The organism is Nocardioides baculatus, from assembly GCF_016735675.1.
In the GTDB taxonomy this organism is placed as follows: Bacteria; Actinomycetota; Actinomycetes; order Propionibacteriales; family Nocardioidaceae; genus Nocardioides; species Nocardioides baculatus.
Map to the genome: position 1 here is coordinate 842,563 of NZ_JAERSG010000001.1, position 23,941 is coordinate 866,503.

Annotated in this window: 19 protein-coding genes; 16 read left to right on the forward strand and 3 right to left on the reverse strand. The window is 72.0% G+C overall.

Going from position 1 to position 23,941, the window contains the following annotated elements; genetic code table 11:
• Positions 1 to 89 precede the first annotated feature (89 nt).
• Together JI751_RS04140 and JI751_RS04145 are read right to left on the reverse strand one after the other, a co-directional pair.
• Entirely contained in the window at positions 90 to 1,415 is a 1,326-nt protein-coding gene (locus JI751_RS04140) for a cation:proton antiporter (protein ID WP_201933693.1), read from the reverse strand.
• Between the two features lie 97 nt (positions 1,416 to 1,512).
• A complete protein-coding gene (locus JI751_RS04145) occupies positions 1,513 to 2,088 on the reverse strand; it encodes a helix-turn-helix domain-containing protein (RefSeq protein WP_307813812.1) in 576 nt (191 codons plus the stop codon).
• A gap of 68 nt (positions 2,089 to 2,156) precedes the next feature.
• Here JI751_RS04145 and JI751_RS04150 point away from each other — a divergent pair, with 68 nt between their 5' ends.
• From JI751_RS04150 to JI751_RS04225, 16 genes are all read left to right on the forward strand, one after another.
• Complete coding sequence (locus JI751_RS04150) at positions 2,157 to 3,368, forward strand: acetyl-CoA C-acetyltransferase (protein WP_201933695.1); 1,212 nt, start codon at positions 2,157 to 2,159, stop codon at positions 3,366 to 3,368.
• An 11-nt stretch (positions 3,369 to 3,379) separates the two neighbouring features.
• Positions 3,380 to 5,602 (forward strand): 3-hydroxyacyl-CoA dehydrogenase NAD-binding domain-containing protein, encoded by a 2,223-nt coding sequence (locus JI751_RS04155; RefSeq protein WP_201933697.1) that lies wholly within the window; start codon positions 3,380 to 3,382, stop codon positions 5,600 to 5,602.
• A gap of 138 nt (positions 5,603 to 5,740) precedes the next feature.
• On the forward strand, positions 5,741 to 6,439 hold the full coding sequence (locus tag JI751_RS04160) for an ABC transporter ATP-binding protein (protein WP_201933699.1): 699 nt from the start codon (positions 5,741 to 5,743) through the stop codon (positions 6,437 to 6,439).
• Positions 6,423 to 7,964, forward strand: a complete 1,542-nt coding sequence (locus JI751_RS04165) for a hypothetical protein (protein WP_201933700.1) — start codon at positions 6,423 to 6,425, stop codon at positions 7,962 to 7,964. The genes JI751_RS04160 and JI751_RS04165 overlap by 17 nt, the downstream gene beginning before the upstream one ends.
• 192 nt (positions 7,965 to 8,156) lie before the next feature.
• Positions 8,157 to 8,795 carry a PadR family transcriptional regulator gene (locus tag JI751_RS04170; protein ID WP_201933701.1) on the forward strand — a complete coding sequence of 213 codons (639 nt, stop codon included), beginning with the start codon at positions 8,157 to 8,159 and terminating at the stop codon, positions 8,793 to 8,795.
• Positions 8,792 to 9,514, forward strand: a complete 723-nt coding sequence (locus JI751_RS04175) for an ABC transporter ATP-binding protein (RefSeq protein ID WP_201933704.1) — start codon at positions 8,792 to 8,794, stop codon at positions 9,512 to 9,514. The genes JI751_RS04170 and JI751_RS04175 overlap by 4 nt, the downstream gene beginning before the upstream one ends.
• On the forward strand, positions 9,511 to 12,159 hold the full coding sequence (locus JI751_RS04180) for an ABC transporter permease (RefSeq protein ID WP_201933705.1): 2,649 nt from the start codon (positions 9,511 to 9,513) through the stop codon (positions 12,157 to 12,159). Before JI751_RS04175 ends, JI751_RS04180 begins: the two co-directional genes overlap by 4 nt.
• Positions 12,160 to 12,281: 122 nt before the next feature.
• Positions 12,282 to 12,911 carry a TetR/AcrR family transcriptional regulator gene (locus tag JI751_RS04185; RefSeq protein ID WP_307813814.1) on the forward strand — a complete coding sequence of 210 codons (630 nt, stop codon included), beginning with the start codon at positions 12,282 to 12,284 and terminating at the stop codon, positions 12,909 to 12,911.
• Positions 12,912 to 13,070: 159 nt separating this feature from the next.
• Complete coding sequence (locus JI751_RS04190) at positions 13,071 to 13,841, forward strand: TIGR03084 family metal-binding protein (protein WP_201934606.1); 771 nt, start codon at positions 13,071 to 13,073, stop codon at positions 13,839 to 13,841.
• Positions 13,838 to 15,559 (forward strand): acyclic terpene utilization AtuA family protein, encoded by a 1,722-nt coding sequence (locus tag JI751_RS04195; RefSeq protein WP_201933706.1) that lies wholly within the window; start codon positions 13,838 to 13,840, stop codon positions 15,557 to 15,559. Before JI751_RS04190 ends, JI751_RS04195 begins: the two co-directional genes overlap by 4 nt.
• Before the next feature lie 35 nt (positions 15,560 to 15,594).
• Positions 15,595 to 16,806, forward strand: coding sequence for an acyl-CoA dehydrogenase family protein (locus tag JI751_RS04200; RefSeq protein ID WP_307813816.1), 1,212 nt, complete (start codon positions 15,595 to 15,597; stop codon positions 16,804 to 16,806).
• Positions 16,803 to 17,288, forward strand: coding sequence for an SRPBCC family protein (locus JI751_RS04205; protein ID WP_201933707.1), 486 nt, complete (start codon positions 16,803 to 16,805; stop codon positions 17,286 to 17,288). Before JI751_RS04200 ends, JI751_RS04205 begins: the two co-directional genes overlap by 4 nt.
• Before the next feature lie 14 nt (positions 17,289 to 17,302).
• Entirely contained in the window at positions 17,303 to 18,925 is a 1,623-nt protein-coding gene (locus JI751_RS04210; RefSeq protein WP_201934609.1) for an acyl-CoA carboxylase subunit beta, read from the forward strand.
• Complete coding sequence (locus JI751_RS04215) at positions 18,922 to 20,841, forward strand: ATP-binding protein (RefSeq protein WP_201933708.1); 1,920 nt, start codon at positions 18,922 to 18,924, stop codon at positions 20,839 to 20,841. The genes JI751_RS04210 and JI751_RS04215 overlap by 4 nt, the downstream gene beginning before the upstream one ends.
• A complete protein-coding gene (locus tag JI751_RS04220; RefSeq protein WP_201933714.1) occupies positions 20,838 to 21,998 on the forward strand; it encodes an acyl-CoA dehydrogenase family protein in 1,161 nt (386 codons plus the stop codon). The genes JI751_RS04215 and JI751_RS04220 overlap by 4 nt, the downstream gene beginning before the upstream one ends.
• Positions 21,999 to 22,102: 104 nt before the next feature.
• Entirely contained in the window at positions 22,103 to 22,486 is a 384-nt protein-coding gene (locus JI751_RS04225) for an MmcQ/YjbR family DNA-binding protein (protein WP_307813817.1), read from the forward strand.
• An 18-nt stretch (positions 22,487 to 22,504) separates the two neighbouring features.
• Here the strand turns inward: JI751_RS04225 and JI751_RS04230 are convergent, their stop codons facing one another.
• Positions 22,505 to 23,881 (reverse strand): phospholipase D-like domain-containing protein, encoded by a 1,377-nt coding sequence (locus JI751_RS04230; RefSeq protein ID WP_201933719.1) that lies wholly within the window; start codon positions 23,879 to 23,881, stop codon positions 22,505 to 22,507.
• Positions 23,882 to 23,941: the final 60 nt, after the last annotated feature.

Here is a 23,941-nt window from a genome sequence, read left to right on the forward strand (position 1 = left end):
GGGTTGTTCGGAGGAGCGAAGCGGGGGAGAAGAACGCCGTGGGGTGCGGATCATGGCCCCATGCTGTCAGCAGGGTCCAGCCGGGCGAGTCATCCCGTCGCGGAGATGCGTCCGCGACGCTTGTCCAGCCGGGCCATCGCCGGGGTCGCGGTGATGCCGTGCAGCAGCACCGACGCGATGACGGTGAACGCCACCGTCGACCACAGCCACGACTCCTCGGGCACGTGCTCGTGGCTGGTGGCGTAGGCCAGGTAGTAGAGCGAGCCGACGCCGCGGACGCCGAAGAAGGCGACCGCCACCATCTCGCCGCGGTCGAGCCCGCCCTCGCTCCGCTCGTCACGGGGCAGGACGGACACCGCGATCCAGCCGGCCAGCGGGCGCACGACGAGCACGAGGGCGAGGGCGATGAGGACGCCGCGCCAGTCGAGGTGCTTCAACAGGCCCTGGGTCATCGCCATCCCCAGCACCAGCAGGACGAGCAGCGTCATCAGCCGCTCGAGGCGCTCGACGACGGCGTGCATCGCGCGCTGGTAGGAGTGGCCGCGGTGCGAGGCGCGCAGCCGCATGGCGCACGCGAAGACCGCGAGGAAGCCGTAGCCGCCGACCAGCTCCGCGCCGCCGTACGCCGCCAGCAGCGCGGCGAGCGCCAGGAGGGGCTCGCCGTGGTCGGCCAGGCGCAGGTTGTCGCTGCGGGAGTGGAAGGCCTGTCGCCCCAGCAACCACCCGGCTCCGAGGCCGACGAGGACGCCGAGCGCGATCTTGCCGACGACGTACCACCCGAGCCAGGTGCCGGCGTCGAGCGCGGTGAAGCCGCCGGCGATCATCAGGAGCGCGAGGTGCACGAACGGGAAGGCGAGGCCGTCGTTGAGGCCGGCCTCGGCGGTCAGGGAGAAGCGGATGTCGTCGTCCTCCTGCTGCCGGTTCGCCTCGTCCTCGGGGTCGTCGACGTCGTCGGTCAGGGGCTCCCCGACCTGGACGTCGGACGCGAGCACGGGGTCGGTCGGGGCGAGGACGGCGCCCAGCAGCAGGGCGACGGCGGGCGCGAGCCCGGCCACCCACCACCCGATGAGTGCCACGCCCAGGATGGTGAGCGGCATCGCCACCAGCAGCAGCCGCCACACCGGCGACCAGGCGCGCCAGCAGGCCCGCTTCCGGAGGTCGAGCGTGCGGTCGATCGCGAGGCCGACGCCCATCAGCGCGACCAGCACGGTGAACTCGGTGACGTGGGTGACCAGGTCACGGTGGTCCTGCGGCTCCAGGCTCACGTCGCCCGCGAGCGGCAGCAGCCCGAGCAGCATGCCCACCCCAACCAGCACCATCGGCGGCGACAGCGCGATCCGGCGGGTGGCCTGGGGGAGGACGATCGCGAGGAGAAGGGACAGGCCGAAGAGGAAGTAGACCGCGGCTCCGGTCATCGGGGTCGCCGTCCGGTGCGGGGTGTCACGGGGGAGGGCACCCCTCAGCGTCCCAGTGAACGGCCTTCTCTGTCAGTTCCGTCACCCGGATGGGCGGTCAGGCCTTGCGCCTGCCGTCGTAGGTCGCCTGGCTCTCGTCGATCGCCTGCTCGTAGGCCGCGACGAGGCCGGCGATGGTGAGCGGCTTGAGCCGGTGGATGAACTCGCGCAGCTGCTCGGCGGTGTAGCCGTGCTCGCGGAACTGCGGCCACACCATGGTCCTGACGATCTCGGACAGCTCCTCGGCGACCTGCCGGCCGTGCTCGGCGTACACCTCGGCGACGGCCGCGGCCGCCTCCGGCGAGATGCCCATCCCGGACAGGCCGCCGGGCACGTCCACGTCGCGGTCGCCGGTGACGGGCGCGAGGAGGGAGAGGTGCAGCGCGATGTCGGACGGCGTCGCCGTGGCGGGGATGGCGTCGACGTACTTCTCGATCGCCGACAGCGTGAAGCCGTGGCCCTGGAGCTCGCGGACGAGCTCGAGCCGCGCGACGTGGTCGGGGCCGTAGTAGCCCGAGCGGCCGCGGCGCACGGGCGAGGGGACCAGGCCGCGCGAGGCGTAGAAGCGCACGTTGCGCGCGCTCACCCCGGTGCGCTCGGTCAGCTCGTCGAGCGTGAGCAGCTCCGTCTCCACACTTCTGCCTCTCGTGACGCGGGACACACCTGTTGGACTGTGACAGTAATGGTGTCACAATCGCTCGCATGGCAGAAGCATTCGTCTACGACCACATCCGGACGCCTCGTGGCCGCGGCAAGGCCGTCGGCTCGCTGCACGAGGTCAAGCCGGTCGATCTGGTCGTCGGACTCCTCGACGAGCTCAAGACCCGCAACCCCACGCTCGACCCGGCCCGCGTCGACGACGTCGTGCTCGGCGTCGTGACCCCGATCGGCGACCAGGGCGGCGACATCGCCAAGACCGCCGCGCTCAAGGCCGGCTACCCCGAGACCGTCGCCGGCGTGCAGCTCAACCGCTTCTGCGCCTCCGGGCTCGAGGCCGTGAACCAGGCCGCGCAGCGCGTGCGCTCCGGCTTCGAGGACCTGATCCTCGCCGGTGGTGTCGAGTCGATGAGCCGCGTGCCGATGGGCAGCGACGGCGGCGCCTGGGCGATGGACCCGGCCACCGCGCTGGAGACCGGCTTCGTGCCCCAGGGCATCGGCGCCGACCTGATCGCCACGATCGAGGGCTGGAGCCGCGAGGACGTCGACGCGTACGCCGCCGAGTCCCACCACCGCGCCGCGAAGGCGTGGGCCAACGGCTACTTCGACAACGCCGTTATCCCGGTGCGCGACCTCTCCGGCGTCACCGTGCTCGACCGCGACGAGACCGTCCGCCCCGACACCTCGGTCGAGGGCCTCGCCGGGCTCAAGCCGTCGTTCGCGCAGATGGGTCGTGACGCCGGCTTCGACGACGTCGCGCTCGAGAAGTACCACTGGATCCCCGCGATCGACCACGTCCACCACGCCGGCAACTCCTCGGGCATCGTCGACGGCGCGGCCGTGATGGCGATCGGCACCGAGGAGGCCGGTACGTCGATGGGGCTGACGCCGCGCGCCCGCATCATCGCGACCGCCGTGTCGGGCGCCGACCCGACGATCATGCTCACCGGACCGGCGCCCGCCGCCCGCAAGGCGCTCGCCAAGGCCGGTCTCGAGGTCGAGGACATCGACCTCTTCGAGATCAACGAGGCCTTCGCCGCCGTCGCGATGCGGTTCATGCGCGACATGGGCATCAGCCACGACATCACCAACGTCAATGGCGGCGCCATCGCGATGGGCCACCCGCTCGGCGCCACCGGCGCGATGATCCTCGGCACCCTCGTCGACGAGCTCGCCCGTCGCGACCAGAAGCGCGGCCTCGCCACGCTCTGCGTCGGCGGCGGCATGGGCATCGCCACGATCGTCGAGCTGGTCTGAGGAGACACGACATGAGTACCACCACCGAGCAGACCGCCGTCCGCTACGACCGCGACGCCGACGGCATCGTCACGCTGACCCTCGACGACCCGACGGCCAGCGCGAACACGATGAACGAGCTCTACCAGGCCTCGATGCACGCCGCCGTCGAGCGGTTGTACGACGAGCAGGACGACGTCACCGGCGTCGTGCTGGCCAGCGCGAAGAAGACCTTCTTCGCCGGCGGCAACCTCAAGAGCATGGTGAAGGCGACCGCCGACGACGCCGACGAGATCTTCGCGATGGGCGAGGCCGTCAAGGCCAGCCTCCGCAGGCTCGAGACCTTTCCCCGTCCCGTCGTCGCGGCGATCAACGGTGCCGCCCTCGGTGGCGGCCTCGAGATCGCCCTCGCGGCCAACCGCCGCATCGCCGTCGACGACCGCTCGGTCAAGATCGGGCTGCCCGAGTCGACGCTCGGCCTGCTGCCGGGCGGCGGCGGGGTCACCCGCGTCGTACGCATGCTGGGGCTGCAGTCCGCGCTGATGGACGTGCTGATGCCGGGCACGCAGTTCGACCCGCAGGGTGCGCTGGCCAAGGGCCTCATCGACGAGGTGCTGCCGACCCGCGAGGAGCTCGTGCCCGCGGCGAAGGCATGGATCCGCAGCGTCCAGGACGACGAGGACGCGGCGCGGAACCCGTGGGACCGCGCGGGCTACAAGATGCCCGGCGGCACGCCGAAGACCCCGGCGCTGGCGCAGTTCCTGCCGATGTTCCCGGCCCTGCTGCGCAAGCAGACCAAGGGCGCGGTCTACCCCGCCCCGCGCGCGATCATGAGCGCAGCGGTCGAGGGTGCGCAGGTCGACTTCGACACCGCGTCGCGCATCGAGAGCCGCTACTTCACCAACCTGGTGGTCAACCAGCAGGCCAAGAACATGATCCAGGCCTTCTTCTTCGACCTCCAGGCGATCAACTCCGGCTCGCTCCGCCCGCAGGGCATCGAGCGCTGGCAGGCCACCAAGGTCGGCGTCCTCGGCGCCGGGATGATGGGCGCCGGCATCGCGTACTCGTGCGCGCGCGCCGGCATGCAGGTCGTGCTCAAGGACGTGTCGGCCGAGGCCGCGGAGAAGGGCAAGGCCTACACGGCCAAGCTCAACGCCAAGGGCATCGAGCGTGGCAGGCTGACGCAGGACAAGGCCGACGAGCTGCTCGGCCGGATCACCGCGACGGCCGATCCTGCCGACCTCGCCGGCTGCGACCTCGTCATCGAGGCCGTCTTCGAGGACCCGTCGCTCAAGGCGAAGGTGTTCGCCGAGATCGCGCCCTTCATCAACGACGACGCGCTGCTCTGCTCCAACACCTCGACGCTGCCGATCACCGAGCTCGCGACCGGCATCGACCGCCCGGCCGACTTCATCGGGCTGCACTTCTTCAGCCCGGTCGACAAGATGCCGCTGGTCGAGATCATCCGCGGCGCGGAGACGTCCGACCTCGCGCTCGCCAAGGCGTACGACGTCGTGCAGCAGATCCGCAAGACGCCGATCGTCGTCAACGACGCGCGCGGCTTCTACACCTCGCGCGTGATAGGCACCCAGATCAACGAGGGCCTGACGATGCTCGCCGAGGGCGTGCACCCGGTGTCGCTCGAGCGGGCCGCGACGTCAGCCGGCTTCCCGGTCGGGCCGCTGCAGATCAGCGACGAGCTCAACATGGAGCTGATGGCCAAGATCCGCAAGGCCACCGAGGACGCCGCCGCGCGCGACGGCGTCGACCTCGGCGACTACCCCGCCGGCGACGTCATCGCCACGATGATCGACCTCGGTCGGCCGTCGCGGCTCAAGGGCGCGGGCTTCTACGACTACGACGCCGACGGACGGCGTACGACGCTGTGGCCCGGGCTCGCCGAGCACTTCCCGGTCGCGGAGCAGCAGGTCCCGATCCGCGACGTGCGCGACCGAATGCTCTTCATCGAGGCGCTCGAGACCGCGAAGTGCTTCGAGGAGGGCGTGCTGACCTCGGCCGCCGCGGCCAACATCGGCTCGATCATGGGCATCGGCTTCCCGTCGCTCACCGGCGGCGCGGCCCAGTTCATGACCGGCTGGCAGGCACTCGACGAGACCGGCCACGGCGTCGGCCCGGTCGGGCTGGACGCCTTCTTGGCCCGCGCCGACGAGCTCGCCGAGGCCTACGGCGAGCGCTTCCGCCCGACGGCGTACCTCCGCGACCTCGCGGCGAAGGGCGAGTCCTTCCCCGCCTGACCGGCGCTGTAACGCCGGGTTACTTGCTGTACCCACCCCCGTCCTCGGGGGTGGGTACACGTAGTAACCCGGCGTTACAGCGCGGGCGGGTCGGGCAAAGCGCCTCCACGCAGCACCGAACCGGGGCACACTTCTCCGGTGAGCCAGACCCCAGCCGTCGTCGTCCGCGACCTCCACGTGCGCTTCGGCGACGTCGAGGCTGTGTCGGGCGTCGACCTGACCGCGGACAGCGGCCAGGCGACCGCGCTGCTCGGGCGCAACGGCGCCGGCAAGTCGACGACCATGAAGGTGCTCGCAGGGGTCGTGCCCCCGACCGCCGGTGAGGTCACCGTCGCCGGCCACGATGCCGCGACCGACGCCCTCGGCGTCAAGCGCGTCGTCGGCTATTGCCCCGACGTGGGCGGCCTCGTCCCGCGGGCGACCCCGTGGGAGCACCTCCAGCTCAGTGCCCGGTTGCGCCGGATGGACGACTGGGAGGAGCGCGGCCGCGACCTGCTCGAGCGCTTCGAGCTCGGCGACGTCGCGCACCGCGTGGTCGGCGGGTTCAGCCACGGCATGAGCCGCCGGCTCAGCGTCGTCCTCGCTGCGCTCCACGAGCCCACGGTGCTCCTGCTCGACGAGCCCTTCGACGGCGTCGACCCGCTGGGCGTCGAGGCGACGCTCGAGGTCGTCGCCGACGCCCGCGCGCGCGGCGCGTGCGTCCTGCTCTCCACCCACCTGCGCGACCTGGCCCTCGAGGCGTGCGGCACCGCGGTCGTGCTGCGCGGCGGCAACCGGGTCGCCGCGATGCAGGCCGGCGAGCTGACCGGCGAGGCCTACCGTGCGCTCCTCGACTGACACCGGCTGGCTGGGCGCAGCGCGCGACACGGGTCACCTGGTCGCGTTCCGCGCCCGGACCGTACGCCGTCGCGGTGCCTCGCTCGCCGGCGCGGTTGTGGTCCTCGGGCTGACCGCCGGCTTCGCCATCGCGCCCAACAGCTTCGACCTCGGCGGCTCGGGGTCGTCCGCCCTCGACCAGGCGGTCGCCGCGCTGGAGGCCAACCTCGGCGGGGCCTTCCTCGGCGTCCTGCTGCTCGCCATCAGTGCTGCGATGGGCAGCGGCGGCGGTCGCGAGCTGCTGTCGCGCAGCGAGGTGGCGATCCACCCGGTCAGCCCGGTGACCGAGCACCTCGGTGCGCTGCTGCTCGCCCCGCTCAACCTCGCGTGGCTCGTCCAGATGTGGGGTCTGCTCACCGTCACCTCGCTCGTCACGCCGACGGACCGACTGCTCGGCGCGCAGCTCGTTGTGCTCGCCTGGGTGCTCGCCGCGACCGCGATCGGCCAGGCCGTCGGCTGGGCTGCGGAGGGCGTACGTCGTACGACCGATGGCGTCGTCGTGGTCCGCGTCGTGGCGGGTGTGGTCGTCGTCCTCGTCGCCGGCCTGCATCTCGCCGGCACGCTGGGCCCGGTCGCCCGGTCGCTGCCGACGACCTGGCTCGCCGAGACCGCCCAGACCTCGAGCTGGCCGGTCGCCGTGCTCGTGCTCCTGGTCCTCGCGGTCGTCGGCGTCGTCGTCGGTGCCCGTCCAGCGGCCTGGGCCCTCGGCCTGCCGCCGCGCGAGGAGCTGCGGGTCCAGTCCGGCGTGCACGAGGCACGGCCCGTGCCCGAGCCGCGCTGGGGCTCGCCCGACCGTGCGCTCCTGCACCGGCTCGACCGCGGGTCGGTCTGGCGGTCGGTCGGGATGCGGCGAGGGCTGATGGTGCTCGGCATCGGCCCCGGCCTCGTCGCGCTCGTCGCCGGTCTCCAGTGGAGCTCGGTGATGCTCCTGCCGGGCCTGACGGCGAGCGGTGCCGCGCTGCTCTTCGGCGTCAACGCCTGGTGCCTCGACGGCAAGGGCATGGTGTGGCGCGAGACCCTCCCGGTGTCGGCCGCCGACGTGTTCGACGTACGCACCCTCGTCGTGGCGGAGTGCATGGCGATGGTGTCGGGCGTGACGATCGTCCTCGCCCTGCTGCGCAACGGGATGCCGCCGCTCGTCGTCGGCGCCGCGGTGCTGTCGTGCTGGCTGGTCGTGCTCGTGCAGGTGCTCGCGATCGTGATGACGTGGTCGGTCCGCTCGCCCTACGGCGTCGACCTCTCCTCCCCACGCGCGACCCCGGCGCCGCACGCGTCGATGGCGGCGTACGCCGGCAAGCTCTCGCTCGTCACCACCCTCACCGGCATGGTCTTCACGACCATCTCGACCGGTCCCTGGGCCTGGCTGCCCCCGGCGGTGGCGGTGCCGTTCCTGGCGTACTCGACCTGGAAGCTCCGCCGCACCCGTCGCCGCTGGCTCGCACCCGCCGAGCGGGCCCGCGTGGTGCTGACCGTCGCCGCCGTCTGACATTTCCTGCTGTCGGAGTCCCCGCACGTGCGGGGACTCCAACACCTGGAGGCCGTTGCTACCCCCTCCAGGTGTCCGACTCGCCCTCCCAGTCCTGCCCCTGCGAGGTGTACGAGGGCTCATGCATACGTGGTATACATACCCGGTATCCATCGCTCACGGGGGCGGAGGAGCGAGACCACGGAGGCACGGATGTCGATCCGGCAGGCGATGCTGGCGATCCTCGAGCAGGGGCCGATGTACGGCTACCAGCTGAGGGCGGAGTTCGAGCAGCGGACCGGGGAGACCTGGCCGCTCAACATCGGGCAGGTCTACACGACCCTGACGCGCCTCGAGCGTGACGGACTGGTCGAGGTCGTCGTTGGCGACGCAGGGAGCGGGAACGCCGGGCACGGGGGTGTCGGCGAACCGCTCGGTTCCGATCGGACGCACGTCTATCGCGCCACCGAGGCGGGACGGAGCGAGGTGTCGGAGTGGTTCGCCACTCCGGTGCCTCGCTCCCAGCCCCCGCGCGACGAGCTCGCGATCAAGCTCGCGATCGCGGTGACGCTGCCCGGCGTCGACGTCGGCACGATCATCCAGCGCCAGCGCACCGCGACCATGGCGTCGCTCCAGGACTACACCCGGCTCAAGCGCACCGGCCGCGCGGCCACTCCGCAGGAGCCCGCCGACCTGGCCTGGAGCCTGGTCCTCGACGCGCTCGTCTTCGACGCCGAGGCCGAGGTCCGCTGGCTCGACCACTGCGAGGCGAGGCTGCGTCGCGCCGCCGCGGAGCGCGAGGGCGTACGCCCCGGAGCGAGCACGCCGAGCACCGAGGGGGCCACCCGATGAACGCCGTGCTCCACCTCGCCGCGGTCTCGCGCGTCCACGGCGAGGGTGCCACCGAGGTGCACGCCCTGCGCAGTGTCACCTTCCGCGCCCACCCCGGCGAGCTCGTCGCCGTGATGGGCCCGTCCGGGTCCGGCAAGTCGACCCTCCTCACCCTCGCCGGCGGGCTCGACGCCCCGACGTCCGGCTCGGTCCGGATCGAGGGCCACGACCTCGCCACGCTCGACAACGCCGGGCGCGCACGCATCCGGCGTACGTCGGTGGGCTACGTGTTCCAGGACTTCAACCTGATCCCCGCCCTGACCGCCGCGGAGAACGTCGCCCTGCCCCGAGAGCTCGACGGCGAGAAGTCGAGGATCGCGCGGCGGCTCGCCGTCACCGCCCTCGAGGAGGTCGGCATCGCCGACCTCGTCGACCGGTTCCCCGACGAGATGTCGGGCGGCCAGCAGCAGCGCGTCGCCATCGCCCGCGCCATCGTCGGCGAGCGACGGCTGATCCTGGCCGACGAGCCCACCGGCGCGCTCGACACCGACACCGGCGAGGAGATCCTCCGGCTGCTCCGCGCGCGCTGCGACGCCGGCGCCGCGGGCGTGATGGTGACCCACGAGGCCCGGCACGCCGCCTGGGCCGACCGCGTCGTGTTCCTGCGCGACGGCGTCGTCGTCGACGAGACCGGCTCCGACGAGCCCGAGGTCCTCCTCGTCGAAGAGGCTGGAAGGTGAGCGGCTGGCGCCCGGCCCTGCGCATCGCGTGGCGCGACGCGCTGCGCCACCGCGGCCGCAGCATCCTCGTGCTGGTCATGATCAGCCTGCCGGTACTCGCGGTGAGCGCCGCTGCGGTGATCATCAAGACCGCCGAGGTCTCCGGCCTCGAGGGAGCTGATCGCACCCTCGGTGCCGCCGACGCCCTCGTCCTGACGGAGGGCAGCGGCGAGGTGGTGCAGGTGCCCGACCCGTCCGACAACGAGTGGACGTTCGTCGGCGAGTCCGACTACGAGAACCCGGCCACCGAGCAGGACGTACGCGCCGTGCTGGGCGACGACGTACGCCTGGTCCCCCTCACGCACGGGTACTCCCGGGCCCGGCTCGGGGACCGCGTCATCGACTTCTCGACGACCGGCGTCGACCTGACCGACCCGCTCAGCACCGGCCTCTTCGACCTCGAGGCGGGCCACCTGCCCGAGTCGGCGGGCGAGGTCGTCGTCAGCGGAGCCATGCTGGACAAGGGTTTCCGGATCGGGGACGAGCTCGACGTCGCGGGTCGCACGCTGGTCATCGTCGGCTCCGGTCGCGACGCGACCGACCGCACCATGCCGGTCGTCCTGGGCTCGGTCGACGACCTCGCCGACGAGTCGACCAACCGTCGCGAGTGGCTCGTCGACGCCGGCGGACCCGTGTCGTGGTCGACCGTCCGCGACCTGAACGCGATCGGCGGCGTGGTCATCTCGCGCGCCGTGCTGGCCGACCCGCCCGACGTGGCGTCCATGGCCGAGCAGATGGGCTACGACACCGGGCAGAACGAGATCTTCGCCGTCATCGCCCTCATCATCGTGATGGCGCTCATCGAGGTCGTCCTGCTGGCCGGCCCGGCCTTCGCCGTCGGCGCGCGCCGCCACGCGCGCACCCTCGCCCTGATCGCGGCCTCCGGCGGCACGCCCGCCCAGTCGCGGCGGGTCATCCTCGGCAGCGGCCTCGTCCTCGGCCTCGTCGCCTCGGCCGTCGGCCTGGTGCTCGGGATCGTGGCCGGCTGGGCCCTCCTTCCCGTGGTCCAGCGGTTCCAGGGGGAGTGGTTCGGCCCGCTCGACCTGCCCGTGGCCTACCTCGCCGCGATCGTCGCCTTCGGCCTCGTCTCCGCCCTCCTCGCCTCCGTCGTCCCCGCCTGGCTCGCCAGCCGGCAGGACGTCGTGGCCGTGCTGGCCGGGCGACGGGGCGACCGACGCCCGCGCGCCTCGACGCCGGTCGTCGGCCTGGTGCTGCTCGGCGTCGGCATCGCCGCCTCGGCCTACGGCGCCGTGACCTCCGACTCCGGCAACGGTGCGCTCTGGATCGCGGGCTCGGCGGTCGTCTCGGTGCTGGGCATGATCCTGGTGGTGCCGGTCGTCGTGTCCGTCGTCGCGCGGGTCTCGGGCCGGCTGCCGCTGACGGCGAGGTACGCCGCCCGCGACGCCGCCCGCCACCGCACCCGGACGGTCCCCGCTGTCGCCGCAGTGGCCGCCACCGTGGCCGGGGTCGTCGCCCTCGGCATCGCCAACGCGAGCGACGAGCGGCAGAACGAGATGACGTACACCCCGCAGGCGAAGATCGGCACCGGCTACGTGTCCTGGAGTCCCGACGTCCTGCCCGGCGAGGAGGTGCCGGAAGCGACGGAGGCATGGTCGCGGATCGAGGAGACGGTCCGTTCGACGGCGCCGGGCGTCGAGGTGCGGTCGATGCGCGGGGTGCAGGACCTGTACGACCCCGATGGCTACACGGCGACCTACATCGATCCGCCGCGCGACCTGCAGGACCAGGTCTGGGGACTGATGACCTATGGCCCGATGGTCGCGGTGGCCGACAGCGCCGAGGAGCTCGGACTCGACGGCGAGGTCGGCGCGGCGGTGGACGCTGCACTGGCCGACGGGCGTGCCGTCATGTTCTCCACGGACGCCGACCAGGCCGCCGACGTCACTGTGCACCGGGAGACGTGGAGCGACGGCGACGACGCGCCGCAGGTCGAGTCGAGCGACGAGGTCGAGGCCCAGCTGGTGCCGTGGGACATGTCGGCGTCCGGCGCCGCTCCAGCCCAGGCCGTGCTGCCGACGGCGATGGCCGAGCGGCTCGGGATGGACGTCGCCACGGTCAGCCTCCGACTCACCGGCGACGTCTCCGGTGCGACGGAGACCCGCATCAAGGAGTCCGTCCAGGGCGCCGTCGACGGCACCTACGTCTACGTCGAGCGCGGCTACCAGCGACCCGACGAGGCGCTGATCATCCTGCTGGTGCTCGGTGCGCTGGGTGGGGTGCTGATGCTCGGCGGCACGCTCACCGCGACGTTCCTCGCGCTCTCCGACGCGAAGCCCGACCTGGCCACGCTGTCCGCGGTCGGCGCCGCCCCACGGACCCGGCGTCGGGTTGCGGCGGCGTACGCTCTCGTGATCGGCCTCGTCGGCGCAGTCCTCGGTGCGGGGGTCGGCTTCATCCCCGGCATCGCGATCTCCCGGCCGCTCACGGCGAGCTTCGGGAGCTCGGGACCCGGTCCGGACGGCCCGTTCCTCGCGATCCCGTGGCTGCTGATCGTCGCGATCGTGGTGGCCCTGCCGCTGCTGACCGCCGCGGTCGTCGGGCTGTCGGCCCGCTCGCGGCTGCCGCTGGTGGCCCGCCTCGACTGACCGGCGTCGGGGTAGTTCAGGGAAAGATGGTCGCGGCCCGGCCATGTCGGCAGCCATCTCACCCTGAACTATCAGAAAAAGTCAGGCTTGACTGTTTGTTTGTACGACGGCAGGCTGGAGCCGTGCCCATCCCGTCGAGCTCCGTCGACAGCCCGGTCCGCGTGCCGCAGGCCGATCGGACCCGGGCGATGCGGGCCCGGCTGCTGGAGGCGACCGTCGACGTGCTGGTCGAGCGGGGGTTCGCCGGCACCTCCACGACCCTCGTCTCCGAGCGGGCGGGCGTGAGCAGGGGCGCCCAGCTCCACCACTTCCCGACGAAGAACGACCTCGTCGTGGCCGCGGTCGAGCACCTCACCGAACGCCGCGGCGCGGAGCTGGCGCAGGCCGTGGCCGCGCTCCCTGCCGGCGGGAAGCGCACCCGCGCGGTCGTCACGATGCTGGGCGACCACTTCGCGTCCCCGGTCTTCGCCGCCGCGCTCGAGCTGTGGGTCGCGGCCCGCACCGACGAGACCCTGCTTGCCGCAGTGGCCCCGCTCGAGCAGCGGGTCGGACGCGAGGCGCACCGGATGACCGCCGCCGCGCTCGGCGCCGACGAGTCGTGGCCCGGCGTGCGCGAGCTCGTGCAGGCCACCCTCGACCTGGTGCGCGGGCTGGGTCTGGCCTCGACCATCTCCGACGACTCCGCCCGCCGCCGTCGGATCCTCCACCAGTGGGCCGACGTGCTCGACCGAGAGATGACGAGAAGCCGATGACCGACTCACCCCACGACGTTCTCGTCCTCCTCCGCTGCGCTCCTCCGCCCGACAACGCCGCGGGGGCCCCGAGATGACCGACTCACCCCACGACGTTCTCGTCCTCCTCCGCTGCGCTCCTCCGCCCGACAACGCCGCGGGGGCCCCGAGTTGACCGACGTGCTCACCCAGGTGCTCGCCGACCTCGCCGCCGAGGGCGACCGGCTCGAGGCGCTGGTCCGCGACCTCGACGCGGCCGGCTGGCAGACGCCGACCCCCGCGCCCGGCTGGGACGTCGCGACCCAGGTCGCCCACCTCGCGTGGACCGACGAGGTCGCGCTGAAGGCAGCGACCGACAAGGCGGCGTGGGACGCCGTCGTGCTCGCCGCCATCAGCGACCCCGAGGGCTTCGTCGACACCGAGGCGGTCCGCCTCGCCCGCGCCGACGACCTCCTCGACCGCTGGCGCGCCGGCCGTACGGCGCTGCGCGAGGCGCTGACGGCGTACCCCCACGGCGAGAAGATGCCGTGGTTCGGACCGCCGATGTCGGCCACGTCGATGGCGACCGCGCGGCTGATGGAGACGTGGGCGCACAGCCTCGACGTCCATGCCGGACTCGGGGCGCCGGTCGAGGACACCGACCGGATCCGCCACGTCGCGCACCTCGGCGTCCGCACCCGCAACTTCGCCTTCAGCGTCCACGGCCTCGACGCACCCGCCGAGGAGTTCCGGATCGACCTCGTCTCGCCGTCGGACGACGTGTGGACTTGGGGGCCGGTCGACGCCGCGCAGACCCTGACCGGCAGCGCCGGCGACTTCTGCCGGCTCGTCACCCAGCGGGTCCACCGCGCCGACACCGACCTCGTGGCCACCGGTCCCGACGTCGATCGCTGGCTCGACATCGCCCAGGCCTTCGCGGGCCAGCCGGGCGAGGGACGGTCGCCGCGATGATCGACGCCCAGCGCCCGGCACTGCGGATCGGCAACTGCTCCGGCTTCTACGGAGACCGGCTGAGCGCGATGCGGGAGATGCTCGAGGGGGGCGAGCTCGACGTCCTCACCGGCGACTACCTCGCCGAGCTGACGATGCTCATCCTCGGCAAGGACCAGCTCAAGGACCCGAGCCTGGGCTACGCCCGCACCTTCGTCCGCCAGGTCGAGGACTGCCTCGGTCTTGCGCTGGAGAGCGGCGTGAAGATCGTCGCCAACGCCGGTGGCCTCAACCCCGCCGGGCTCGCCGACAGGCTCCGCGAGGTGGCGAAGGCCCTCGGCCTCGACCCCGCGGTCGCCCACGTCGAGGGCGACGACGTACGCCACCTCGAGCTGGAGGGCGCACTCACCGCCAACGCCTACCTCGGCGGGTTCGGCATCGCCGCGGCCCTGACCGGCGGCGCCGACATCGTCGTGACCGGTCGCGTCACCGACGCCTCGCTCGTCGTCGGACCGGCCGTCGCGCACCACGGCTGGACCCCGACGTCGTACGACGAGCTGGCGGGCGCGGTCGTCGCCGGCCACGTCATCGAGTGCGGCACGCAGGCGACGGGCGGCAACTTCAGCGGCTTCCTGACCCTGCCCGGCCGGGAGAAGCCGCTCGGCTTCCCGGTCGCGGAGGTCGCCGCCGACGGATCGAGCGTCATCACCAAGCACCCCGGCACCGGCGGCGCGGTCACCGTCGACACCGTCACCGCGCAGCTCGTCTACGAGATCCAGTCCACCCGCTACCTCGGCCCCGACGTCACGGTCCACCTCGACGCGTTGCGGCTCGAGGAGGTCGGCGACGACCGGGTCGCGATCACCGGCGTCGTCGGCGAGGCGCCACCCGAGCAGCTCAAGGTCTGCGTGAACGAGCTCGGCGGCTGGCGCAACGGCGTCGAGCTCGTCCTCACCGGTCTCGACGTCGAGGCCAAGGCCGCGTGGGTGCGCGACCAGCTCGGCAGCCGCCTCACCGCCGCAGAGGTCGTCTGGTCCGACGTCACCGCACCACCCGCCGACGCGCCCACCGAGGAGGCCGCCTCGACCCTCCTACGCTGCACGGTCAAGGACCCGTCGCCCGACCCAGTCGGCCGCTCGTTCACCTCCGCGGTGGTCGAGCTCGCGCTCGGCTCCTACCCCGGCTTCACGATGACGGCCCCGCCGGCACCGGCCACGCCCTTCGGCATCTACCGGGCGGCCTACGTCGACCGCGCCGACGTCACCCACACCGTCGTCCACGCCGACGGGACCCGCGAGGTCGTCGTCGACCCCGGCCTCGGCGTGCCCCAGGGCGAGGCACCCGGCGCCCGCCCGTCGCCGTACCCCGGCCGCACCGACGTGCTCACCCGCCGCCTCCCGCTCGGCACCTTCGTCCACGCGCGCTCCGGCGACAAGGGCGGCGACGCCAACGTCGGGCTGTGGGTGGCGCACGACGGCGTCTCCCGGGAGGTGTACGACGCCCGCGTGCAGTGGCTGTTCAAGCTGATGTCACCGCGCGGGATCCCGGCGTTGCTCCCGGAGGCCGACGGGCTCGACGTGGAGGTGTGGCTGCTGCCTCACCTCGGTGCGGTGAACCTCGTCCTCCACGGCCTGCTCGGCGATGGCGTCGCGGCCTCGCCGCGCTTCGACCCGCAGGCCAAGGGGCTCGGGGAGTGGCTGCGCTCGCGGCTGGTGTCGATCGAGGACTCGCTGCTGTGATCACCGAGCAGGGACCGGCGAGGGACGAGCCGGACGTGTCGCGAGGGGAGGTCGAGCAAGCCCCGCGCCCGACGAACGAGGGTGCGCTGGGCGCGTCGAGATCAGCCGAACGGGACGCCCTCCGGGCCACGGCTGCCGAGTTCGTCCGTCGCGAGGTCGCGCCGCACCTGCAGGAGTGGGAGGACGCGGGCGAGATCCCGCGCACGCTGCACCGGACCGCCGGCGACCTGGGCCTGATCGGCGTCGCCTTCCCGGAGTCGGTCGGCGGGAGCGGCGGCGACCTGCTCGACTCGGTCGCGATGCAGGAGGCGATGTTCGACGCCGGTGCGTCCAGCGGCCTGATGGCCGGGCTGTTCACCAGCGGGATCGCGCTGCCGCACATCGCCGCGTCCGGCAACGACGACCTGGTCGACCGCTTCGTCCGTCCCACGCTGGCCGGCGACCTCATCGGGTCGCTGGCGATCACCGAGCCGGGCGGCGGGTCCGACGTCGCGCGGCTGCGGACCACCGCGACGCGCGACGGCGACCACTACGTCGTCGACGGTGCGAAGACCTTCATCACCTCCGGCGTCCGCGCCGACTTCGTCACCGTCGCCGTCCGCACCGGCCCTGTGCCGTATCAAGGGGCGGGCCACGCCGGCATCTCGCTGCTGGTCGTCGAGAAGGGCACGCCCGGCTTCACCGTCGACCGTGGCCTGCGGAAGATGGGCTGGCACTGCTCCGACACCGCCGAGCTGTCCTTCGCCGACTGCCGCGTGCCGGTGGCGAACCTCGTCGGCGCCGAGGGCAGCGGCTTCGGCCAGATCGCCGACCAGTTCGTCGTCGAGCGGATCGCGCTGGCGGTCCACGGCTACGGCATCGCGGCGCGCTCGCTCGACCTCGCGGCGGCGTACGCCCGTGACCGCCAGACGTTCGGCCGGCCCCTGATCGGCAACCAGTCCGTCCAGCACACGTTGGTCGAGATGCGCCGCCAGGTCGAGGTCGCCCGCACCTACACGCGCCACGTCGCGGCCCGCCACGTCGCGGGCGAGTTCGTGGTCGCCGAGGCCTGCCTGGCCAAGCAGACCGCCGTGGACTGCGCGGCCCACGTCTGCGACCGGGCCGTCCAGCTGTTCGGCGGCACCGGCTACATGCACGGCACCGAGGTGGAGCGGCACTACCGCGACGCCCGGATCCTGCCGATCGGGGGCGGCGCCGACGAGGTGCTGCGCGACCTGACGGCCAAGCTGATGGGTTATGCGTCATGAAAGGACTGCCCGTGTTCACGCTCCCCTCCCTCGGTGACGAGGTCTCGGTCTGGATGGACGCCCCGCCCTCTGAGGTGTGGGACCTCGTCAGCGACGTCACGCGGATCGGCGAGTTCAGCCCGGAGACCTTCGAGGCGAAGTGGACCCGCGGCTCGACCGGGCCCGAGGTGGGCGCGTACTTCGCCGGCCACGTGAAGCGCAACGGCGTCGGACCGACGTACTGGTCGCCGTGCCGGGTCACCGCGTGCGAGCCCGAGAAGGTCTTCGAGTTCTCCGTGGGCACCGACGCGATCACGGTCAACAACTGGGGCTACCGGCTCGAGGCGAAGGACGGCGGCACCCTGGTCACGGAGTACTTCCGGATGGAGCCGTCCCTCTACACCCGCGTCTACTGGACACTGCTCGGCGCGCTGCGCGGGCGCACCAACCGCAACGGCATGCGGACGACCCTCGAGCGGATGAAGGCGGTGGTCGAGAAGTGACCAACCGCGAGGCGATGCTCGAGAAGATCGCCGACCTCGACGCCCAGCACGCGGTCGCGGTGGCCGGCGGCGGCGACAAGTACGTCGACCGCCACCACGCGCGCGGCAAGCTGACGGCCCGCGAGCGGATCGAGCTGCTCGTCGACCCCGGATCGGCGTTCCTCGAGCTGTCGCCGCTGGCGGGCTGGGGCTCGGACTTCACCGTCGGTGCGTCGGTCGTCACCGGCATCGGCGTGATCGAGGGCGTCGAGTGCATGATCAGCGCCAACGACCCGACCGTGAAGGGTGGCGCGTCGAACCCCTGGACGGTCAAGAAGATCTTCCGCGCCTCGCAGATCGCCGAGGAGAACGACCTCCCGACCGTGTCGCTGGTCGAGTCCGGCGGCGCCGACCTGCCGACGCAGAAGGAGATCTTCATCCCCGGCGGGCGGCTGTTCCGCGACCTGACCAGGTCGTCGGCGCGCAAGCAGCCGACGATCGCACTGGTCTTCGGGAACTCGACCGCGGGCGGTGCCTACGTACCGGGGATGAGCGACTACACGGTCTTCGTCCGCGGCGGCGCGAAGGTCTTCCTCGGCGGCCCGCCGCTCGTGAAGATGGCGACCGGCGAGGAGTCCGACGACGAGTCGCTCGGCGGTGCCGAGATGCACGCCCGGGTCTCCGGCCTGGCCGACTACCTCGCCGAGGACGAGCTCGACGCCATCCGGATCGGGCGGCGGATCGTGGCCCGCCTGAACCGGCGTAGGCCCTCTGTTGGAGTCCCCGCACGTGCGGGGAGTCCGACACTTGGAGGGGGTTGCAACGGCCTACAAGTGTCGGACTCGCCCTCGCAGTGCGTCTTCGCCGAGCCCGACGCCGACCCCGAGACGCTGCTCGACCTCATCCCGACCGACCTCAAGGAGCCGTTCGACCCGCGCGAGGTGATCGTCCGGATCGTCGACGGGACGTCCGAGCGCAACGGCCGGCCGTTCGACGAGTTCAAGCCGCTCTACGGCACGTCGCTGGTCACCGGATGGGCACAGCTCCACGGCCACCCCATCGGCATCCTCGCCAACGCCCAGGGGGTGCTGTTCTCGGAGGAGGCGCAGAAGGCGACGCAGTTCATCCAGCTCGCCAACCAGAGCGACACCCCGCTCCTCTTCCTGCACAACACGACGGGCTACATGGTCGGCAAGGACTACGAGCAGGGCGGGATCATCAAGCACGGCGCACAGATGCTCAACGCCGTCTCCAACAGCAGCGTCCCGCACCTCAGCGTGATCATGGGTGCGTCCTACGGCGCCGGCAACTACGGCATGAACGGCCGCGCCTTCGACCCGCGCTTCCTCTTCACCTGGCCGAGCGCGAAGTCCGCCGTGATGGGCCCCGCCCAGCTCGCCGGGGTGCTCAGCATCGTGGCGCGCGCCGCGACGGAGGCCAAGGGACAGGAGTACGACGAGGAGGGCGACGCCGGCATGCGGGCGATGGTCGAGCAGATGGTGGAGGAACAGTCGCTGCCCTACGCGCTCTCCGGGATGCTCTACGACGACGGGGTCATCGACCCCCGCGACACCCGGACCGTCCTGGCGATCTGCCTCAGCGTCATCAGCAACACCACCTGGACCGGTGGCGAGGGATTCGGGGTGTTCCGCACATGATCAGTCGACTGCTGGTCGCCAACCGGGGCGAGATCGCGCGCCGGGTCTTCGCCACCTGCCGCCGCCTGGGCATCGAGACCGTGGCCGTCCACTCGGACGCCGATGCGGGGCTGCCGTTCGTGGCCGAGGCCGACCACGCCGTACGCCTCCCGGGCAACGCGCCTGCCGACACCTACCTGCGCATCGACCTGGTCGTCGAGGCTGCCCGTCGGTCCGGCGCCGACGCGGTCCACCCGGGCTACGGCTTCCTGTCCGAGAACGCCGACTTCGCGCGCGCCGTCATCGACGCCGGCCTCACCTGGGTCGGTCCGTCGCCCGAGGCGATCGCGGCGATGGGCGACAAGGTCCGCGCCAAGGAGATCGCGGCCGCGGCCGGCGTACCCGTCCTGTCGGCGCCGTCGACGCCCACCGAGGCCGACCTCCCCCTGCTGGTGAAGGCGTCGGCGGGGGGCGGTGGTCGTGGCATGCGCGTCGTACGCACCCTCGACCGGCTCGACACCGAGATCGAGGCGGCGCGGGCCGAGGCCGCGTCGGCGTTCGGCGACGGCACGGTGTTCGTCGAGCCCTACGTCGAGGCCGGTCGCCACGTCGAGGTCCAGCTCGTCGACTCGGTCGTCTACGGCGACCGCGACTGCTCCGTCCAGCGGCGGCACCAGAAGGTCGTCGAGGAGGCCCCCGCGCCCCGCCTCCCGGACGCGGTACGCGCAGCGATGCACGAGGCGGCGCAGAAGGCCGCCGAGGCGATCGACTACCGCGGCGCGGGCACCGTGGAGTTCCTCTACGACCCCGGGGCCGAGCGGTTCTTCTTCCTCGAGATGAACACCCGCCTCCAGGTCGAGCACCCCGTCACCGAGCTCGTGCACGGGGTCGACCTGGTCGAGCTGCAGCTGCGTGCCGCGGAGGCGGACTGGTTCATGGGGTGGAGCGACCCGCCCACCACCCACGCGATCGAGGTACGCCTCTACGCCGAGGACGCGGCCTACGTCCCCCAGAGCGGCCGCCTGGTCACCTTCGACCTCCCGGCCGACGGTGCGTTCGACCTGCTCTCGCGCAGCGGTGTCCGGGTCGACTCCGGGTTCGCCTCGGGCGACGAGGTCTCGACGTTCTACGACGCCATGCTGGCCAAGGTGATCGCGTGGGCGCCGACCCGCGAGCAGGCGATCCGTCAGCTCGTCGCCGCGCTCAGGCGTGCCCGGATCCACGGGATCACCACCAACCGTGACCAGCTCGTCGAGATCCTCACCGACCCGGTCTTCGTGGCCGGAGACATGACGACGACCTGGCTCGAGTCGCGTCCGATTCCCGCTGAGTCTCCCCGCGACTCACGGGCCAGTGTCGTCGCCGGCGCGCTCATGCTGGCCGCCGCCGACGCCGAGCGACGTACGGTCCAGCGGGGTGTCCCCGCCGCCTGGCGCAACGTCGTCAGCCAGCCGCAGCGCACCACGTTCGAGGGCCACGACCCGGTCGAGTGGTGGGGCACGCGTGACGGCTTCGTCGTCGACGGCGTGACGGTGCTCGACGTGTCCCCGACCCACGCGCGGCTCGAGGTCGACGGGGTGACTCAGCAGTACGACGGACTGATCGTCGGCGGGGGGACGTCCGGTGGGCGTGAGGTCCACGTCGACGGAGGCGTTCGGTCCGTCAGCCTGCGCGAGGTCCGGCGCTTCACCGACCCCGCCGACGCCGTGGCAAGCGGGTCGTTGCTCGCGCCCATGCCCGGCACGGTCGTCAAGGTCGTCGCCGAGGCCGGCAAGGACGTCAGCGCCGGCGATGTCGTCCTCGTCCTCGAGGCGATGAAGATGCAGCACACCGTGACCGCGCCGCTCGACGGCACGGTCACCGAGATCAACGTCGAGCCCGGGGCGCAGGTCGCGTCCGGGGAGGTTCTGGCAGTAGTGGAAGGACACCCGGAATGACCGACTTCACCGAGTCCGACGAGCGCATCGAGCTCCGCCGCCAGGTCGCGAAGCTGGCGAAGGGCTATGGCCGCGAGTGGTTTGTCGAGCGCGCCCGCGCCGGCGAGAAGACCACCGAGCTGTGGCTCGAGATCGCCAAGGCGGGCTACCTCGGCGTCAACATCCCTGAGGAGTACGGCGGCGGGGGCGGTGGCATCGGCGACGTGGCCGCCGTCTGCGAGGAGCTCGCCGCGCAGGGGTGCCCGCTGCTGATGATGGTCGTCAGCCCGGCGATCTGCGGCACCGTCATCGCCCGCTACGGCACCGAAGCGCAGAAGCAGGAGTGGCTCCCCGGCATCTGCGACGGCACCGCCACGATGGCCTTCGCGATCACCGAGCCCGACGCCGGCACCAACTCGCACAACATCACGACCACCGCCCGCCGCGACGGCGACGAGTGGGTGCTCAGGGGCCAGAAGATCTACATCTCGGGCGTCGACGAGTCCGCCAACGTGCTGGTCGTCGCCCGCACCGAGGACGCGAGGACCGGCAAGCTCAAGCCCTGCCTCTTCGTGGTCCCGACCGACTCCGCGGGCTTCGAGTTCACCGCGATCCCGATGGAGATCGTCAGCCCGGAGAAGCAGTTCCAGGTGTTCATCGACGACGTCCGGCTCCCGGCCACCGCGATCGTCGGCGACGAGGACGGTGGGCTGGTGCAGCTCTTCGCCGGCCTCAACCCCGAGCGGATCATGGCGGCCTCCTTCTCGACCGGCCTCGCGCGTCACGCCCTCGAGAAGGCGTCGTCGTACGCCCAGGAGCGCACGGTGTTCAAGGCGCCCATCGGCTCCCACCAGGCGATCGCTCACCCGCTCGCGATGGCGCACATCGAGAACGAGCTGGCCCGGCTGATGACCCAGAAGGCCGCCGCCCTCGTCGACGCCGGCGACGACATGGCCGCGGGCGAGGCCGCCAACATGGCGAAGTACGCCGCCGCCGAGGCCGCCGTCCACGCCGTCGACGCGGCCGTGCAGACCCACGGCGGCAACGGCATCACGCAGGAGTACGGCATGGCCGGCCTGCTCGTCGCCGCCCGCGCCGGCCGGATCGCCCCGGTGAGCCGGGAGATGATCCTCAACTTCGTCGCGATGCACTCGCTGGGGCTGCCGAAGTCCTACTGACATACCTGAGGACGTGGTGGTCGGGATCCGGCCGGGAATCCCTTCACCCCGTCCTCAGGTATCACGTGCGGACGGATGTCGGCGGCCGGTGGCAGGATCACGCCGTGGCCCTTGCAGACCGTCCGCTCGTGCCGGAGGAGTGGGTGCAGCGGATCGACGCGGTGCTCGGCGTCCTGCCGCGCTGCGAGCAGGAGGCGGCGTGGACCGGCACCCGCTGGCGCGTCGGCGGCGCGACGATCGCGCACGTCTTCGGCGGTGAGGACCGGGTCTTCCGGATCACCTTCCGCGGCGAGCCTGACGAGGTGGCCGCCTTCGAGCACATGGGCGACCCCTACTTCCGCTCCGGGTGGGGCGGCAACGTCATCGGGATGGTCCTCGACGAGGAGGCCGGGATCGACTGGCAGGAGCTCGCCGAGCTGCTGACCGACTCCTACTGCATCCAGGCGCCGGCCAGCCTGGCCGAGCAGGTCGACCGGCCGGGCGCCTGACGGCGCCCGACCGCCGTCTCAGTCGTTCTCCCAGTAGGCGCCCTTGCGGTAGGGATCGGGCTCGACCGTGGTGATCTTGCGGCGCTCGGTGACGTAGGTGCGCTGGAGGGTGCCGTCGGGTCCCACGACCATCCGCGCCACCCGGAAGTTGGCGTACGTCGTCGTGTAGGCGTTGCGCGAGTTGCGCTTCTTCTTCCACTGGTAGTCGAAGTTTCGGACGTACTTCCGGGTCACCTTCCGGCCGCGGACGGTCATCCGCACCTCGTCGTTGGCCGGGCTGAGGCTGGCCCAGTTGGCGGACCCCGTCACGAGCATCTCCGTCCCGGGAACGCCGTCGTAGGTCCCCTGGATCGTCAGGTACTTCTGGTGGGAGTAGAAGTTGAGGATCAGGTCGTCCTTGCCGTCCTTGTTGAGGTCGTAGTTGTCCTCGGTGTTGTAGTCGAGGCCGGTGGAGCGCAGGGGGATCCGGCCCCGCTTCGTCAGCGCACCGAGGACCCGCTTGGTGTGGTAGCCGATCAGGCCGTACATGACGCGGACCTTGCACCCCTCGGCCCACTTGTCGCGGATCGCGGCCGCGAGGTAGTCGCCCCGACGTCCGCGCATGGTGTGCATGGACAGTGCGAGGCGCGTCCGCACCTGGCCGCCGGCGCCGTCCGGGGTGAGGCACTGCACCTTGCCGAGCGTGTCGAGCACGACGTCGTTGCGGGGACCGGACGGTCGGGGGAAGGCCCACACCGTGTGCTTGTCCACCGACTCGTTGCACTCGCCGGTGGTGGGCGTGCCGCCGTCCACCGACTCGTTGCACTCGCCGGTGGTGGGCGTGCCGCAGAAGTGGCGCGCAGGTTGGCGTACGTCGTAGTCGTTGGTCATGTCGTCGAAGAGCCGGGCGTACTGCTGGTACAGCTCGTGGTCACCTGAGCTGAAGTAGAGGTCGTTCCACTGGTGGATCGCCGCGTTGAGCATCAGGTTGGCCGATCCCACCGCCACCACGTCGCGCGAGGCCCCCGCGCGGGAGAACAGGTAGAACTTCGAGTGCATGTTGTTGACGCTGTTCTGCTTGGCGCGGCAGCCGGACGTGCAGCGGTAGATGAAGCTGTCGGCGCTCCGCTTCGCGCCGATCCTCTTCCGGACGACCCGCATCGCCTTCGTGTACTGGTGGTCGTTGAGCAGCATCTGCACCTTCACGCCGCGCTTGTGCGCGGCGACCAGCGCATCGGCGACCGGCATCCGGTCGAAGGAGTAGACAGCGATCCGGATGGTCGAGCCCGGGCGGGTGTGGCGGATCGTCTGGATCACCTTCCGCTCGATCCGGAAGTAGCCCTTCTTGCGTCGCGGGTCGTTGAAGAAGGGTCCACGCGGCGCCTTCCACCGACGCCGTTCGGAGGCTGTCGTCACGGACAGGTCCCCGGTCCCTGGCCGGTCCACGGCCACCACCGCCCCGGACGGCGGAGCAGC

Bases quoted from the DNA above. Each gene is read 5' to 3' on its own strand.
- JI751_RS04155 (WP_201933697.1), top strand. From the start codon at position 3,380: ATGAGTACCACCACCGAGCAGACCGCCGTCCGCTACGACCGCGACGCC.
- JI751_RS04220 (WP_201933714.1), top strand. From the start codon at position 20,838: ATGACCGACTTCACCGAGTCCGACGAGCGCATCGAGCTCCGCCGCCAG.
- JI751_RS04140 (WP_201933693.1), bottom strand. From the start codon at position 1,415: ATGACCGGAGCCGCGGTCTACTTCCTCTTCGGCCTGTCCCTTCTCCTC.
- JI751_RS04205 (WP_201933707.1), top strand. From the start codon at position 16,803: ATGAAAGGACTGCCCGTGTTCACGCTCCCCTCCCTCGGTGACGAGGTC.
- JI751_RS04195 (WP_201933706.1), top strand. From the start codon at position 13,838: ATGATCGACGCCCAGCGCCCGGCACTGCGGATCGGCAACTGCTCCGGC.
- JI751_RS04215 (WP_201933708.1), top strand. From the start codon at position 18,922: ATGATCAGTCGACTGCTGGTCGCCAACCGGGGCGAGATCGCGCGCCGG.
- JI751_RS04170 (WP_201933701.1), top strand. From the start codon at position 8,157: ATGTCGATCCGGCAGGCGATGCTGGCGATCCTCGAGCAGGGGCCGATG.
- JI751_RS04150 (WP_201933695.1), top strand. From the start codon at position 2,157: ATGGCAGAAGCATTCGTCTACGACCACATCCGGACGCCTCGTGGCCGC.
- JI751_RS04175 (WP_201933704.1), top strand. From the start codon at position 8,792: ATGAACGCCGTGCTCCACCTCGCCGCGGTCTCGCGCGTCCACGGCGAG.
- JI751_RS04210 (WP_201934609.1), top strand. From the start codon at position 17,303: ATGCTCGAGAAGATCGCCGACCTCGACGCCCAGCACGCGGTCGCGGTG.